This is a genomic window from Actinomycetospora aurantiaca, from assembly GCF_037401875.1.
GTDB lineage: Bacteria > Actinomycetota > Actinomycetes > Mycobacteriales > Pseudonocardiaceae > Actinomycetospora > Actinomycetospora aurantiaca.
In genome coordinates this window covers 1-14,478 of the sequence record NZ_JBBEGN010000019.1, presented here as the reverse complement: position 1 = coordinate 14,478, position 14,478 = coordinate 1, and the positions used below count along the sequence as shown (strand labels likewise).

The window sequence follows — 14,478 nt, the reverse complement described above, 5'->3', positions numbered from 1 at the left end:
GCTAGCGGGGTGACAGGAAGGCGACCCGCACCGGGGTGTCCAGGTCGGCCTCGGTGGTGTCCTCGTCGAGCACGATCAGCGCGTTGGCCTCGGCGAGCGAGGACAGCAGGTGCGAGCCCGCCGTGCCCAGGGGCTGCGCGAGGTAGTCGCCGCTCGTGCGGTCACGCAGCAGGCGCCCGCGCACGTAGCTGCGCCGTCCCGGCCGGGAGGCGACCGGGGAGAGCAGCCGGGCCGTGACCTCGCGACGGTGCAGCTCCGGGCGGCCCAGCGCGAGCCGGATCAGCGGCCGGACCAGGATCTCGAAGACCACCAGTCCCGACGTCGGGTTCGCGGGCAGCAGGAAGGTCGGGATCTCGTCCGGGCCGAGCCGCCCGAAGCCCTGGACGCTGCCCGGGTGCATCGCGACCCGGCTGGTGTCCACCGGGCCGAGCTCGGCGAGCTCGGCGGCGACCGCCTCGCCGTGGGCCCCGCCGACCGCTCCCGCCACGAGCACCACCTCGGCCATCCCGAGGCGCGCCTCGACCGCCTCCCGGACGGTCGCGGCGTCCGCGCCGACGATGCCGACCCGCGTCACCTCCGCACCGGCGTCCCGGGCGGCCGCGGCGAGCGCGTAGGAGTTCACGTCCACGATCTGGCCCGGTCCGGGGGTGCGGTCGGCGTCGACCAGCTCGTCGCCCACGGCGATCACGGACACGCGCGGCCGCGGGTGGACCAGGACCTTGGTCCGCCCGACCGCCGCCAGCAGCCCGACCTGCGCCGGACCGACCACGACCCCGCGCCGCACGGCCACGTCGCCCGGCGCGACGTCCTCGCCGGTGCGGCGGACGAACTCGGCCGACGCGACCGGCCGCTTGACGGTCACCCGTGCCCGGCTCGAGGGCCCGGCGTCGTCGGTGTGGTCGTGCGGGGCGACCGCGTCGGCGAGGGTGGGCAGCGGGGCGCCGGTCGCGACGCGGACCGCCTGCTGGGGGCTCAGCCGGTGCGCCTGGCGCGACCCGGCCGCCACCTCGCCGACCACCGGCAGCTCGACCGGCTCGACGTCCGCGGCGCGCACGTCGACCGCGCGCACGGCGAACCCGTCGACGGCGGCCTGGTCGAACCCGGGCAGGGCACGGTCGGCCACGACCTCCTCGGCGCAGAGCAGACCCTGGGCCTCCGAGATGGCGACCCGGATCGGGGAGGGGCGCACCGCGGCGTCGAGCACCCGTCGCAGCTGGGCATCCACGGTCCTCACGGGTCCATCGTGCCCCGGAGGAGGGCCGGAGCAGGGTAACGACGCACCCTCACCGGCGTGTCGGACCCCTTCGCTAGCCTCGGCGCCACCCCTCGGACCGCCACCGTGAACCACCCCCCGAGTACCGGAGAGCGCATGACCAGCGAGCATCCCGCCGTCGAGAAGCTGGAGAAGGCCGGGGCGCACCCGATGGAGGTCGCGGCCTTCCGCCGCCGCCTCGAGCAGCTGGCCGACCCGGACGCGGGCAAGGTGCCCGGCGACGAGCTGTCCCCGGTCGACCCGCTGCCGCGGCTGGCCGACCTGCCCGACCCGGACGCGGAGACCACCCGCGCGGTGCTGGACCGGCTCGCCGTCGTGAAGCTCAACGGCGGGCTGGGCACGTCGATGGGCCTGGACGGGCCGAAGTCCACGCTCGAGATCAAGCCCGGGCAGAGCTTCCTCGACGTCATCGCGCGCCAGACCCTCGCGCTGCGCGCGTCCACCGGCGCGCGGCTGCCGCTGCTGCTCATGGACTCCCCCACCACCCGCCCGCCCTCGCTCGAGCGGCTCGCGGCGCACGAGGGCCTGGCCGACCAGGGGCTCCCGCTGGACTTCCTGCAGGGGATCGAGCCGAAGCTGGACGCCGAGACGTGGCAGCCGGTCGAGTGGCCGGCGAACCCGGAGCTGGAGTGGTGCCCGCCCGGGCACGGCGACATCTACACCGCCCTGGCCGCGAGCGGGATCGCCGCCGCGCTGCTCGAGGCGGGCGTGCGGTGGTGCTTCGTCTCCAACGCGGACAACCTCGGCGCCCGGCCCGACCCGAGGATCGCCGCCTGGCTCGCCGAGCGGGAGGTGCCGTTCCTGCTCGAGGTGGTGCGCGGCACGGAGTCCGACCGCAAGGGCGGGCACCTGGCGATGCGCGGGGGCGAGCTCGTGCTCCGCGAGTCCGCGCAGGTGCCCGACGGCGACCCCTCGTTCGGGGATCTGACGCGCTGGCACTACTTCAACACCAACAACATCTGGTTCGACCTGCAGGCGATCACCGCCCTGCAGGAGGCCGACCCGGCGGCCCCGGAGCTGCCGCTGATCGTCAACCGCAAGACCGTCGACCCCACCGATAAGGGCTCCACCAAGGTGCTCCAGCTGGAGACGGCGATGGGCGCGGCGGTGTCGTCGATCGCCGGGGCTGCGGCCCTGGAGGTGCCGCGCACCCGCTTCGCGCCGGTCAAGACCACCGACGACCTGCTCGTAGCCCGCTCCGATCTCTGGGAGCTGCGCGACGACGGGACGATGGAGCCGCGCTTCGACACCCAGCCGCCGGTGGTGTCTCTGGACAAGGCCCACTTCGGGATGCTCGCCGACTTCGAGGCCCGCTTCCCAGCCGGTGCACCCTCGCTCGTCGACGCCGAGCGCCTGGAGGTGCGCGGCGACGTCACGTTCACCGGCCCGACGACGGTGCGCGGCTCGGTGGTGCTCGAGGGCCCGGCGGAGGTGTCCGGGACGGTCCGGTGATGGCCGGACCCGCGGAGCGACCGGGGACGGCGCGGAGCAAGTCCGAGCTGCGTACCGAGCTCCTCGCCCGCCGCCGTGCGCGGTCCGAGGCCGAGCGCTGGCAGGACGCCGCGAACCTGGCCGCCGCCCTGCCGGACGTCCTGGAGTCGCTGCGGGCCGACCCGGCCCGGCCGGTCTGCCTGTACGTGCCGGTCCGCTCCGAGCCGGGCGCGACGCCGAACGGGGCGCTGCCGGTGCTGGACGCGGCGGTGGCGATCGGGCGCCGGGTGCTGCTGCCGGTCGTGAGCGGGGACGCACCCCTGGACTGGGCCGGGTTCCGCGACCGCGGCGACCTGCGCGACGGCCCGCACGGCCTGCTGGAGCCGTCCGGACGGCGGGTCGGGCCGGGGGCGGTCGCGGACGCGGCGGTCGTGGTGGTGCCGGCGCTCGCCGCCTCGCCGGACGGGGTGCGCCTCGGGCGCGGCGGGGGGCACTACGACCGCTCGCTGCCGCTGATCTCGCCCTCCACGGTCGTCGTCGCCGTCGTCGGGGACACCGAGCTGCTGCCCGAGCTGCCCGTCGAGCCGCACGACGTGCGGGTGCACGCGGTGTGGCGGCCGACCGCGGGTCTGGTCGGAACAGCCTGAGCTGTGGCGTTGTTGGCACTCGCACGCGGCGAGTGCCAGTTACACTCCCCCGCGACCCCTCGGGTGAAGACAGGAGCGTTCGTGCCCACCTACCCCTACGCCTGCACCGAGTGCGACCACCGGTTCGAGCAGGTCCAGGCGTTCACCGACCCGTCGCTGACCGAGTGCCCGGTGTGCGGCGGGCGGCTCCGCAAGGTGTTCTCGTCGGTCGGCATCGTGTTCAAGGGCAGCGGCTTCTACCGCAACGACAGCCGCTCCGGGTCGTCGTCCTCGGAGTCCTCGTCCGAGTCGAAGTCCTCCGAGTCGGCGTCGTCGGAGTCGAAGTCCTCCGCGTCCGAGTCGAAGTCCTCCGGAGCGTCGGAGTCGACGTCCGGCGGGTCGAAGTCCTCCGACTCCGGGTCCTCCGGATCCTCGTCGAGCGGGTCGGGCACGTCGTCGTCCGGCTCGGGATCCTCGTCGGGATCGTCCTCGACGCCGGCGAAGAGCAGCGCCTGAGAGAACGGTCCGGGTCGGCAACCCCGAGTCGCCGACCCGGACCCCACACGAAGCGCGACCCGCTCCCCAGCGGTCGATGGCCTCGTGCCTCGTACAACGAGAGACGCGTCCGTTCGTCGCGCGTTGCCTCGAAACATGTTTGACGCCGAGGTCTCACACGAACGAGCTAACGCTCAGAGCACGCGTCGACTCCCCGTGTCCTTCGAGGTGCGGGTCGCGGAGGGCGTGCCCTCCTGGGCGGCCAGGACCGGCGAGCGGGCGAGCAGGAAGACACCGACGGTGAGCAGTCCGGCCCCGACCAGGCCGCCGAGCAGCCACCAGCCGCCCGCGACCTCCTCGCCGAGCAGCCCGGTGCCCCACAGGAACGCGAGGATGGGGTTGCCGAGGGTCAGGCCGGGCTGGCTCGCCAGCAGGCGTCCGGCCCGCAGCCCGCTCTGCAGGGTCCAGAACGCCACCGGCCCCACCGGGATCAGCAGGTAGCTCTGCCAGGTCGTCAACACGGCGCCGAGCCCGCCGAGGGCCAGCGCGTCGGCCATCGCCTTGATGATGACCGCGACGAAGCCGGACCCGATCCCCGCGGCGATGCCGAAGAACGCGGCCTTGCCGACCGCCCGCGACGTCACCGCGATCCAGGTGCACGCCGCGAGGGCCACCAGGGTGACCAGCGTGCCGAGGATCCACCGCAGGTTGCCGGCGGCGAGCGCGTCCCCGCCGTGCGGGCGCAGCGACACGAGCAGGACGACCAGGCCGATGCTCATCAGCCCCACCGCCGACCACTCGTAGGGGCGCAGCGCCCCTCCGAGGATCCACCACCCGACGAGCAGGGTGAACGGCAATTCCATCACCAGGACCGGCTGGACCAGCGAGATCGACCCGATCTGCAGCGCGAGCACCTGGCACACGACGGCGGCGCCGAAGATCACGATCCCGAACAGCCACGGCGGGCGGCGCACCATGTCGCGGAACGACCCGGCCGAGCGGCCCCGCTGGCGGGCACTGTCCTGGGCGGCCTTGCGCTGCAGCGTCAGGGCCAGCGCGTTGCCCAGACAGGCCATCAGGACGAGCACCACGGCCATTCGGGTGCAGCCCCTTCGCGCGTCCGGCGGTTGACCTTGACCCCGGCCATCCACATCCGGCGTCCTCGGACTCCATTGTCCACAGGTCGTGATCGCGATGCCGGGTGGGTGCGTCCGTGGCCCTACCGTCGGATTCGTGAGGGTCGGACGGCGGGACGTGAGCACGCGCGGGCGGGCTCGCCGGCGCCTGCCGGTCGGGTGGCGCCGGGCGGTGCTGCTGCGGCGGGTGGCGGCCGGCGGGCTGGCCGGGCTCGCGGTGGTGATCGGGGTTCTCGGGGCGGCGTCCCCGGAGGTCGCGGGCGCCCCGGTGGTGGTGGCGGCCCGTGACCTGGCGCCCGGCCCGGTCCTCGCCGCCGGCGACGTGACGGTGGTGAGCCGACCACCCGACACGGTGCCGGCCGGGGCCCTCGCCGCGCCGGAGGCGGCGGTGGGCGGCCGGCTCGTCGGCGGGGTCCGGTCCGGGGAGGTCCTCACCGACGTGCGGATGCTGGGCCCCGCGGCGGCGCGCACGTCCGCGGGCTCGCCCGACGCCGCCGGCGTGCCCCTGCGCCCGGCCGATCCCGCGATCGCCGACCTGGTGCGGCCGGGCACCGTCGTGGACGTGGTGGGCGGCAGCCGGTCCGCCCGCGAGCCGGGCGCCGTGCTCGCGGCGGGCGCCCGGGTCCTGGCGGTCCTGCCCGGTGCCGACCGCTCGAGCAGCCCCGTCGTCGTGGTGGCCCTGCCCGGCCCGGTCGCGGCGCGCGTGGCGGCGGCGACGATCGGTCAGGAGGTGACGTTGACGCTGCGGTGAGGCTCAGGCCCGGTCGTGGTGCGGCGGGCGCTCGTCCTCGTAGGCGTCCCGCGGGATCTCGCGCGCCCGGTCGGCGTCGTCGCGCTCGTCGGAGCTCGCCGTCGTCGACGGACCGGACAGGGCCTCACGGGCCCGACGGCGGGCCGCCTCGGCGCGGTCGGGCCCGGTCAGTTCTCCTCCAGGCCGGAGAGCTCGGCGATCACGTGCGCGATGAGCGGGGTGAGGGTCGCCATGCCGTCGCGCACGGCGGCGCGCGACGAGGCGAGGTTGACGACGAGCGTCGACCCGGAGACCCCCACCAGCCCGCGGGAGAGCCCGGCGTCGACGGCCCCGGCGGCCAGCCCGGAGGCGCGGATGGCCTCGGCGATGCCCGGGATCGGGCGGTCGAGCACGCCCGCGGTGGCGTCCGCGGTGACCGCCCGCGGGGACACCCCGGTGCCGCCGACGGTGATCACGACGTCCACCCCGCCGATGACGGCGGTGTTCAGCGCGTTGCGGATGGCGACGGACTCGCCGGGCACCACGATCGTGCCGTCCACCACCAGCCCGGCCTCGCCGAGCAGCTCGGTCACCAGCGGGCCGGTCGTGTCGGTGACCTCGCCCGTGGAGATGCGGTCGTCCACGATGACGACGAGCGCGCGACCCAGCAGGTCGTCGCCGCCGCCCAGGGGGCCGTTCTCGATCGACACCGTCGCCTGCGGGTGCTCCATACCCCAGACCTTAGTCCGGTGCCCCGGGCCGCCTACCGTGACCGCCGTGCGCGTCCTCCTCACCGGCGGTGCCGGCTTCATCGGCTCCGCGATCGCCGACCTGCTCGTCGACCACGGGCACACCCCCGTGCTGCTCGACGCCCTGCTGCCGCAGGCCCACGCCGAGGGCAAGGCACCGGAGTGGGCGGACCGCTACGAGCTGGTCCGGGGCGACGTCCGGGACGCCGCCCTGCTCGACCGCCTCCTGCCCGACGTGGACGCCGTCTGCCACCAGGCCGCGATGGTCGGGCACGGCGTCGACCCCAACGACGCGCCCGCCTTCGCCGAGAACAACGACGTCGCGACCGCGGTCCTGCTCGCCGCGATGTACCGCTCCGGGCACCGGAACCTGGTCATGGCGAGCTCGATGGTCGTCTACGGCGAGGGCCGCTACTCCTGCCCGGAGCACGGCGTCCAGCCGCCGCCGGCGCGCACGCAGGCCGACGTCGACGCCGGGCGCTACGACCTCCCGTGCCCGGTGTGCGGGCGCGACCTGCAGGGCGAGCTCATCCCCGAGGACGCCGCCCTCGAACCGCGCTCGACCTACGCCGCCACGAAGCTCGCCCAGGAGCACCTCGCGGTCGCCTGGGCCCGCGCGACCGGCGGCCGCGTCTACGCGATGCGCTACCACAACGTGTACGGGCCGCGGATGCCGCAGAACACGCCCTACGCCGGGGTCGCGTCGATCTTCCGGTCGTCGCTGGAGCGCGGCGAGGCCCCGCGGGTGATGGAGGACGGTCGGCAGCGCCGGGACTTCGTGCACGTCAGCGACGTGGCCGCGGTCAACGTCGCCGCGCTCGAGGCCGCCGAGGACACCACGCCCGCCGGCACGTGCACCCCGCTGAACGTCTGCTCCGGGGAGGTCCGGACGATCGCCGACCTCGCGGCCCAGCTCGCCGAGGCCATGGACGGCCCGGCGCCGCAGGTCGTCGGGGGCGCCCGGCCCGGCGACGTCCGGCACGTCACCGCCGACCCCGCCCGCGCCGCCGAGCTCCTCGGCTTCCGCGCCCGCGTCGGCTTCGCCGAGGGCATCACCCGCTTCGCCACCGACCCGCTGCGCGCCGCGATCCGTTCCTGACGGCGGGTCGGGGTCGGGGTCGGGTCGGCGCGCGCCGGGCCCGGCCCACCACGTGCGAGTGGCGCCGTTCTGACGTCAGGCGTCAGCAACGGACCATTGCTGACCGACCCGGCGCCCCTACCAGACGGTGAACAGCAGGCTGTTGACCAGCAGCGCCAGGACCGCCTGGGCGCCCAGCCACCAGCGGGCCGACCGGACGGGGAGCAGGGCGCAGGCGAGCACCATCCACGTCGCGAACGGCAGCCAGATGCGTTCGACCTCGGACTTGGACAGCCCGGACAGGTCGGCGACGGCGACCGCGATCACGGCCGCGGCCACCAGCGCGAGCACCGCGACCGGAGCTCGTCGCGGCCACCACGCCACCCGCCGCAGCCCGGCGACGGTCGCCGGCCCCAGCGCCAGCGCCACCGCCGCGAGGTTGGCCCACACCCAGTAGGAGTACGGGCGGAGCAGTCCGTACTCGCCGGGCTGGTAGTAGCGCAGCTTGACCTGCGTGTAGCCGTCGAACCAGAAGAAGCCGCCGAGGTGGAACAGCCCGACCACGGCGAGCACGCCGACGGCCGCCACCGCCAGGGGCCACCAGCGCCGCACCAGCACCGCCACCGCGACCGGGAGCAGCCCCGCGGCGGCCAGGCCGTAGGACAGGAAGAGTCCGGCCCCGAGCCCGACACCGGCGAGCAGGCTCAGCACCGAACCGAGCACCCCGCGCCGCACCGCGCCCAGGGCCAGCAGCGCGACCGCCCAGGCGAACACCGCCGCGAACATCCCGTCCGCGGACACGCCGACCCAGACCGCACCCGGGAACAGCACCCCGAACGGGACGTAGCGCCGTGCGAGGGCCCGCCCGGCCTCCACCGTCGAGGGCGACAGCGGCAGCTCGACCCGACCCCACCGGAGCCCGCCGAGCGCGCCCACGGTGACCGCGACCGCTGTCGAGGCCGACGCGCCGACCACCAGCGTCACCAGGCCCGCGTACTCGCCCCCGGGACCGAGCACGTCCGCGATCCAGACGTAGACCAGCGTCGCGAGCGGCGGGTGGCCCGACGAGTGCGTGACCAGGGTGTCGGGTGTCATCCCGACGATCCGGTCGGCGAAGGTCGTCAGGAAGGGGACCAGCCCGGGGTACCGGTCGACCTCGACCAGGTACTCGGTCGGCGTGGTCAGCCGGTCGACGATCCCGGCCTGGTAGCCGTCGATCAGGGCCAGCGAGAACGTCCAGGCCACGGAGGCCACGAAGGTGACCGCGAGCAGCGCCCCCCACCGCAGCCGGGCCGCCACCGCCGGCCCCGCCGTCACGACCAGGACCGCGACGACGACCGCCGCCACCCCGCCCCGCCTGAAGTGCGGCATCCACTCGGCGAGGACCGGGGGCCAGCCCACGAGGATCGGGACGCCGGCCTCGATGCGGTTCCACCCGTAGAGCGCGGCGGCCGCCACCAGGGCGCAGCCCAGCAGGGCCGCGAGGAGGTCGCCCCGCAGCCGGGGGCCCGGCCGCGCGGACGTCCCCGGGGCCTCGTCGTCCTGCGGGCGCGGCGGCCCGAGCAGCGTGCTCATCGCCACGCACAGTACGAAGCGAGCGTCACGGCGCAGTGAGCAGGGCCCACCCGGGCGTCCCGACCCCGCCGAACGGCGGAAACTCACGACGGCTTCACGGGGCACCTCTCATGGCAACCCCGTTGTGCGCGTCCGAAGCCGACCTCATAGCGTGACCACGGTGAGCGGTCGTGTGGATGTCGTGCTCCCGTGCCTCGACGAGGTCGAGGCACTGCCGGCCGTGCTCGACGCGCTCCCCGACGGGTTCGACGCCGTCGTCGCGGACAACGGGTCCACCGACGGCACGCCCGACCTGGCGCAGCGGCGCGGGGCCCTCGTCGTCCACGAGGCCCGCAAGGGCTACGGCGCCGCCGTGCACGCCGGCCTCGAGGCCAGCCGCACGGAGGTGGTGGCGACGATCGACGCGGACGGCTCGCTCGACCCGGCCGAGCTCCCGGCCATGGTGCGGCTGCTGCTCGACACCGACGCCGACCTGGTGGTGGGACGGCGGGTCCCGGCGGCGCGCGGCGTCTGGCCCTGGCACGCCCGGCTGAGCAACCTCGTGCTGTCCGGGCTGATGCGGGTGCAGGGCGTGGGGGTGCGCGACATCGCGCCGGTGCGGGTGGCCCGGCGCCAGGCGCTGCTCGACCTCGGGATCACCGACCGCGCCTTCGGCTACCCGCTCGAGCTGCTGATCCGGGCCGGGGCGGCGGGCTGGACGATCCGCGAGGTGGACGTCGCCTACCGGCCGCGGGGCGGGGGCCGGTCGAAGGTGTCGGGCTCGGTGCGGGGCACCGCCCGCGCGGTACGCGACATGACGAAGGCCCTGGCCCGGAGCCGAGGCCTGGACCGGGTGAACCGATGACCGACTCCGCTGCGAACGCGCCGATCATGCAGTCCGATCAGGTGGTCGACCGGGTGGTCGTGGTGCTGGCGAAGGCACCGGTGCCCGGGCGCGCGAAGACCCGGCTGACCCCGCCCGCGACCCCCGAGGGGGCGGCGGGCATCGCGGCCGCGGCGCTCCTGGACACGCTCGACGCCGCCGCGGGGGTCGCCGGGGCCCGCGTCGTCGTCGCCCTCGAGGGCGACCTCGCCGACGCGGTGCGCGGTGACGAGATCGCCGCCGCCATCGCCGGTCACACGGTCGTCCGGCAGCGGGGGGACGCGCTCGGCGAGCGCATCGAGGCCGCCCACGCCGACGTCGCCGCGCTGTACCCGGGAGCGGCGACCGTGCAGATCGGCATGGACACCCCGCAGCTCGACGCGGACCTGCTGGACGCGGCGTTCCGGCGGGTGGAGACGACCGCGCACGCCGCGATCGGGGTCGCCCACGACGGTGGTTGGTGGGCCATGGGCCTCCGCGACCCCCGCCGGGCCGCCATCATCGCCGGCGTTCCCACCTCCCGCGATGACACCGGCGCCCGGACGCTCGACGCCCTGCGCCAGGCCCTCGGCGACGACGCCGTGGCCGAGCTGGAGCCGCTGTCGGACGTGGACACGGCCGACGACGCCGTCGAGGTCGCCGCCGTGGTGCCCCACGGACGCTTCGCCCGCGCGGTCGAGGACCACCTCCTCACCCGGGAACGGACCCGACCCCTCGGTGCTCTCGGAGGTGCCCGCCCGTGACGTCGCTCGACAGCCCCATGACCGAGCCGTTCGCCGTCGTGGACGCCGCGCGCGAACGCCTCGGAGCCGGGGGGTTCACCCTCACCGCGACCGTCTTCGACGCCGCACTGGCCGGCTTCTCGCACCGCCTGGTGCGCACCGACGGCGTCGTGCTGCCCCTCGCCGTGCAGCGCTGGCAGGACGACGCCGACGACCGCGACGGGTGGCTGCTCGAGCGGTGCACCGGCGCCACGCTGGACCTCGGCTGCGGGCCCGGACGGCTCGTCGTCGCCCTCGCCGACCGCGGGGTCCCCGCCCTCGGCGTGGACGTCTCCGTGCAGGCCATCCAGCGCTGCCTGCAGCGCGGGGCGGCCGTGCTCCATCGGGACGCCTTCGAGCGGCTGCCCGGCGAGGGCCGGTGGCAGCACGTGGTGCTCGCGGACGGCAACATCGGCATCGGCGGGGACCCGGTGGCCCTGCTGCGCCGGTGCCGCGACCTGCTCACCGACACCGGCACGGTGCTGCTCGAGCTGGAGCCCGGGGCGGGTCTCTGGCAGGGGGCGGCGCACCTCGAGCGCGAGGACATCGACGACGACGCCGCCGACACCCCACCCACGCGCTTCCCCTGGGCCGTGCTCGGACCGGACGCGGTCGACGAGGTCGCCGCCGCAGCCGGGTTGCGGGTGGTGGAGCGCTCCGGGGACGACGACGGGGCGCGCGGCCCGGCCGTCGAGCGGATCCTCCCCGACCGCGCCTTCGCGGTGCTGACCCGCTCCTAGCGGCCCCCGATCACCCGGCCGCCCAGCGTCACCTGGACCTGTCGCGGTGCCCCGCCGCCGGAGCTGACGGTCAGCGTCACGACCTGACCCGGCGCGCTGGACTGGACCGCGGCCACCAGCGCGTTCGCGTCCTCGATGGCCCGGTCGTCGACGCGGGTGACCAGGTCGCCGGCCTGCAGGCCCGCCGAGCCGGCCGGTGAGCCCGGCGTCACGCTGGCGACGGTGGCGCCGCGGGCCCCGCCGTCGGTGACCTGCACCCCGATGATGGCCTGGGTCGCCCGCCCGGTCTCGACGAGCTCGGTCGCGATCCGGCGCGCGTGGTTCATCGGGATCGCGAAGCCCAGGCCGATCGACCCGCCCTCCTGGCCGGCTCCGCCGCCGGTCACGCTCGCGATCGCGGTGTTGATCCCGACCACCCGCCCGGCCGCGTCGGCCAGCGGCCCGCCGGAGTTGCCGGGGTTGATGGCGGCGTCGGTCTGGATCGCGTCGAGGGTGCTCTCCTGGCCCGCGCCGGAGCCGCCCGCGGCGACCGGCCGGCGCAGGGCCGAGACGATGCCCGTGGTCACGGTCCCCGAGAGCCCCAGCGGCGAGCCGACCGCCACCACGGCCTGGCCCTGGCGCAGCTGCGTCGAGTCGCCGAGCGCGGCCGGGCGCAGGTTCGACACCCCGCTCGCCCGCACGACGGCGATGTCGGCCGCCGGCGCCGCCCCCACCAGGGTCACCGGGGCGGCCGTCCCGTCCGCGAACACCGCCTGCAGCCCGCTGCGGGCGCCCGCGGCGAGCACGTGGTTGTTCGTCATGATCAGGCCGTCGGCCGAGATCACGACCCCGGAGCCCGCACCGGTGGCGCCGATGATCTGCACGGTGCTGGGCAGCACGGTCGCCGCGATCGCCTCCACCGACCCCGCGGGCGCGGGCGGCAGCGGCTCGGAGTCGCCGAGGGACCCGAGCGACGTCGTCGAGGACGACGACGAGAACAGCGCCCCGGCGATCCCCCCGCCGACGAGCCCGGCGACGAGCGCGATCACCGCGACGAGGACGAGGCCGGTCCGGGTGACGGACCCCGCGGCCCCGCGCAGCCCCCCGCGCCGGCCCTCGTCGGGCGCCGGCGGCTGCCCCGGCCCGGGCGTGCTCCACCCGGCACCGCTGTCCGCGGGGAACCCGCCGGGCGGGGTCGGGGTCATGGCCGTTCCCGACGACGGGTCGGGGCCGCGACCCCAGCCGTAGTCGGCCTGCTCGCCCGCCCCCTGAGCTCCCGACCCCGACCCGCCGAACGGCGCCCCGGACCAGGAACGCGGCGCGGGCGCCGCCTGCTGCTCGTCGGCCCACCGCACCCCGCCGCGCCCGTAGCCGGTGCCGAGCCCCGGGCGCTCCACCGTCGCGGGATCCCCGGCGGCCCCCGGGTCCCCGACGCGGCCCGGCTCGTCGTCCCGACGGGGCGTCTCGCTCATGGGCACCAGCCTTCCTCATCGCCGGGGCGCGGGCCCGCCGGGGAGGTCACGGTGGCCCCGCCCGGCGTCGGGGAGGATCGGGGGTGATGAGCACGTCCGTACCGGCCGGGACCGAGCAGTCCGGCCAGCCCGAGCAGCCCGAGCAGCCCGACCGGCCCGCCCCGCCGTCGGGATGGCACGTCCTGCTCGAGATCCCGCTGCGGCGCCGGGTGGCGATCCTGGTGTCGGTCGGGGCCGGGCTGCTCGTCGCCCTGATCGCGGTCGCGGTGTTCTTCACCGCGTACCGCGCGCTGTACGACCAGCTCGACGAGAGCCTCGTCGAGCGGGCCACCGCGGCGTCGTCCAGCGACCTCGCCGACCCGGCCCTGCTGTTCCGGGTGGTCTCCTCCGACGCGCTCGCCGCCGGCGACTTCCGGGTGGCGATCGTGTCGGCCACGACGAACCGGGCACTGTTCATCCAGGGCAACGAACCCCCGGTGGGCGCCCCGGAGTACGCGGTGGCCACCGGCACCCCGCAGGCGCCGCGCACCGGGTTCGTCGACGGCGCCCCGTACCGCGTGGTCGCGGTGCAGTCCGGGAACGGCCGCGCGCTGGTGCTCGCCCAGGAGCTGGAGCCGACCCGCCGCACGCTGTCCCGCCTGGCGATCGTGCTCGTCGTCGTGGGCATGATCGGGGTGGTGCTGGCCGCGCTGGTCGGGGTCGCGATCGCCCGGGCGGGCCTGCGCCCCGTGGAGCGGCTGATCTCGGCGACCGAGCGGGTCGCCCGGACCGGAGACCTGCAGCCCATCACGGTCACCGGCGGGGACGAGATCGCCCGGCTGACCCGCAGCTTCAACGCCATGCTCGCGGCCCTCGCCTCGTCCATCGACCGCCAGCGGCGCCTCGTCGCCGACGCCGGGCACGAGCTGCGCACCCCGCTGACCTCGCTGCGCACCAACCTCGAGCTGCTGGTGGCCGCCGAGGAGGGTGCCGCGTCGGGACGTCCGGACGCGCCCCGCCTGTCGGCCGAGGACCGGGCCGAGCTCACCGCGGACCTGCGCGCGCAGATCGACGAGCTGGCCACGCTGGTCGGCGACGTCGTGGAGCTGGCGCGCGACGACCCGCCCGAGGTCGCCGCGGAGCACCTGGACCTCTCCGAGGTCGTCGAGCGGGCCCTCGACCGCGCCCGGCCCCGCGCGCCCGGCGTGACCTTCGCCGTCGAGCTGGTCCCCCTGGAGGTCGTCGGCGACGCGAGCGCCCTCGAGCGCGCCGTGCTCAACCTGCTCGACAACGCCGCGAAGTGGAGCCCGTCGGACGCCACGGTGACGGTGGTCCTGCGCGAGGGCGTCGCCCCGGAGCGGCCCGGGACCGCCGTGCTCGAGATCGCCGACGAGGGGCCGGGCATCGCCCCGGAGGAGCGGGCGCTGGTGTTCGACCGCTTCTTCCGGTCCGCCGACGCGCGCACCATGCCGGGCTCCGGGCTCGGCCTGTCGATCGTCGCGCAGACCGTCGCGCGGCACCACGGCGGCGTCTCGGCCCACGAGGCACCCTCGGGCGGGGCGCTGCTGCGGCTCTGGCTCCCCCGGGCCTAG

The 14,478-nt window shown here is 76.1% G+C and carries 14 protein-coding genes; 9 read left to right on the top strand and 5 right to left on the bottom strand.

Translation table 11 applies throughout. The features are described 5' to 3' along the window. Position 1 precedes the first annotated feature (1 nt). Positions 2–1,234: a molybdotransferase-like divisome protein Glp gene (gene glp, locus WCD74_RS25360; RefSeq protein WP_337697687.1), complete on the bottom strand. Its 1,233-nt coding sequence runs from the start codon at positions 1,232–1,234 to the stop codon at positions 2–4. A gap of 135 nt (positions 1,235–1,369) precedes the next feature. On the opposite strand from glp, the gene WCD74_RS25355 reads away from it, so the two are divergent. The 3 genes from WCD74_RS25355 to WCD74_RS25345 all read left to right on the top strand — a co-directional run bounded on the left by WCD74_RS25355 (position 1,370) and on the right by WCD74_RS25345 (position 3,846). Beyond that, positions 1,370–2,725: a UTP--glucose-1-phosphate uridylyltransferase gene (locus WCD74_RS25355; RefSeq protein ID WP_337697686.1), complete on the top strand. Its 1,356-nt coding sequence runs from the start codon at positions 1,370–1,372 to the stop codon at positions 2,723–2,725. After that, entirely contained in the window at positions 2,725–3,351 is a 627-nt protein-coding gene (locus WCD74_RS25350) for a 5-formyltetrahydrofolate cyclo-ligase (protein WP_337697685.1), read from the top strand. Before WCD74_RS25355 ends, WCD74_RS25350 begins: the two co-directional genes overlap by 1 nt. Positions 3,352–3,432: 81 nt before the next feature. Then, positions 3,433–3,846, top strand: coding sequence for an FmdB family zinc ribbon protein (locus tag WCD74_RS25345; RefSeq protein WP_337697684.1), 414 nt, complete (start codon positions 3,433–3,435; stop codon positions 3,844–3,846). A gap of 173 nt (positions 3,847–4,019) precedes the next feature. On the opposite strand, the gene WCD74_RS25340 is transcribed toward WCD74_RS25345, so the two are convergent. Further along, a complete protein-coding gene (locus tag WCD74_RS25340) occupies positions 4,020–4,922 on the bottom strand; it encodes a DMT family transporter (protein ID WP_337697683.1) in 903 nt (300 codons plus the stop codon). Between the two features lie 136 nt (positions 4,923–5,058). Here WCD74_RS25340 and WCD74_RS25335 point away from each other — a divergent pair, with 136 nt between their 5' ends. Continuing rightward, positions 5,059–5,712: an SAF domain-containing protein gene (locus tag WCD74_RS25335; RefSeq protein ID WP_337697682.1), complete on the top strand. Its 654-nt coding sequence runs from the start codon at positions 5,059–5,061 to the stop codon at positions 5,710–5,712. 167 nt (positions 5,713–5,879) lie between these two features. Here the strand turns inward: WCD74_RS25335 and WCD74_RS25330 are convergent, their stop codons facing one another. Next, positions 5,880–6,422 (bottom strand): MogA/MoaB family molybdenum cofactor biosynthesis protein, encoded by a 543-nt coding sequence (locus WCD74_RS25330; RefSeq protein WP_337697681.1) that lies wholly within the window; start codon positions 6,420–6,422, stop codon positions 5,880–5,882. A gap of 46 nt (positions 6,423–6,468) precedes the next feature. On the opposite strand from WCD74_RS25330, the gene WCD74_RS25325 reads away from it, so the two are divergent. After that, a complete protein-coding gene (locus tag WCD74_RS25325) occupies positions 6,469–7,539 on the top strand; it encodes an NAD-dependent epimerase/dehydratase family protein (RefSeq protein ID WP_337697680.1) in 1,071 nt (356 codons plus the stop codon). A 117-nt stretch (positions 7,540–7,656) separates the two neighbouring features. On the opposite strand, the gene WCD74_RS25320 is transcribed toward WCD74_RS25325, so the two are convergent. Further along, positions 7,657–9,093 carry a hypothetical protein gene (locus tag WCD74_RS25320; RefSeq protein WP_337697679.1) on the bottom strand — a complete coding sequence of 479 codons (1,437 nt, stop codon included), beginning with the start codon at positions 9,091–9,093 and terminating at the stop codon, positions 7,657–7,659. A 172-nt stretch (positions 9,094–9,265) separates the two neighbouring features. Here WCD74_RS25320 and WCD74_RS25315 point away from each other — a divergent pair, with 172 nt between their 5' ends. The 3 genes from WCD74_RS25315 to WCD74_RS25305 are packed head-to-tail and all read left to right on the top strand — an operon-like array spanning position 9,266 to position 11,456. Next, positions 9,266–9,937: a glycosyltransferase family 2 protein gene (locus tag WCD74_RS25315; protein WP_373696132.1), complete on the top strand. Its 672-nt coding sequence runs from the start codon at positions 9,266–9,268 to the stop codon at positions 9,935–9,937. Continuing rightward, positions 9,934–10,698 (top strand): TIGR04282 family arsenosugar biosynthesis glycosyltransferase, encoded by a 765-nt coding sequence (locus WCD74_RS25310; protein WP_337697677.1) that lies wholly within the window; start codon positions 9,934–9,936, stop codon positions 10,696–10,698. The genes WCD74_RS25315 and WCD74_RS25310 overlap by 4 nt, the downstream gene beginning before the upstream one ends. Continuing rightward, positions 10,695–11,456: a class I SAM-dependent methyltransferase gene (locus tag WCD74_RS25305; protein WP_337697676.1), complete on the top strand. Its 762-nt coding sequence runs from the start codon at positions 10,695–10,697 to the stop codon at positions 11,454–11,456. The genes WCD74_RS25310 and WCD74_RS25305 overlap by 4 nt, the downstream gene beginning before the upstream one ends. Here WCD74_RS25305 and WCD74_RS25300 read toward each other — a convergent pair. Further along, on the bottom strand, positions 11,453–12,907 hold the full coding sequence (locus WCD74_RS25300) for a S1C family serine protease (RefSeq protein ID WP_337697675.1): 1,455 nt from the start codon (positions 12,905–12,907) through the stop codon (positions 11,453–11,455). The two genes, WCD74_RS25305 and WCD74_RS25300, sit on opposite strands and share 4 nt — an antisense overlap. 86 nt (positions 12,908–12,993) lie before the next feature. On the opposite strand from WCD74_RS25300, the gene WCD74_RS25295 reads away from it, so the two are divergent. After that, positions 12,994–14,478, top strand: a complete 1,485-nt coding sequence (locus WCD74_RS25295) for a HAMP domain-containing sensor histidine kinase (protein ID WP_337697674.1) — start codon at positions 12,994–12,996, stop codon at positions 14,476–14,478.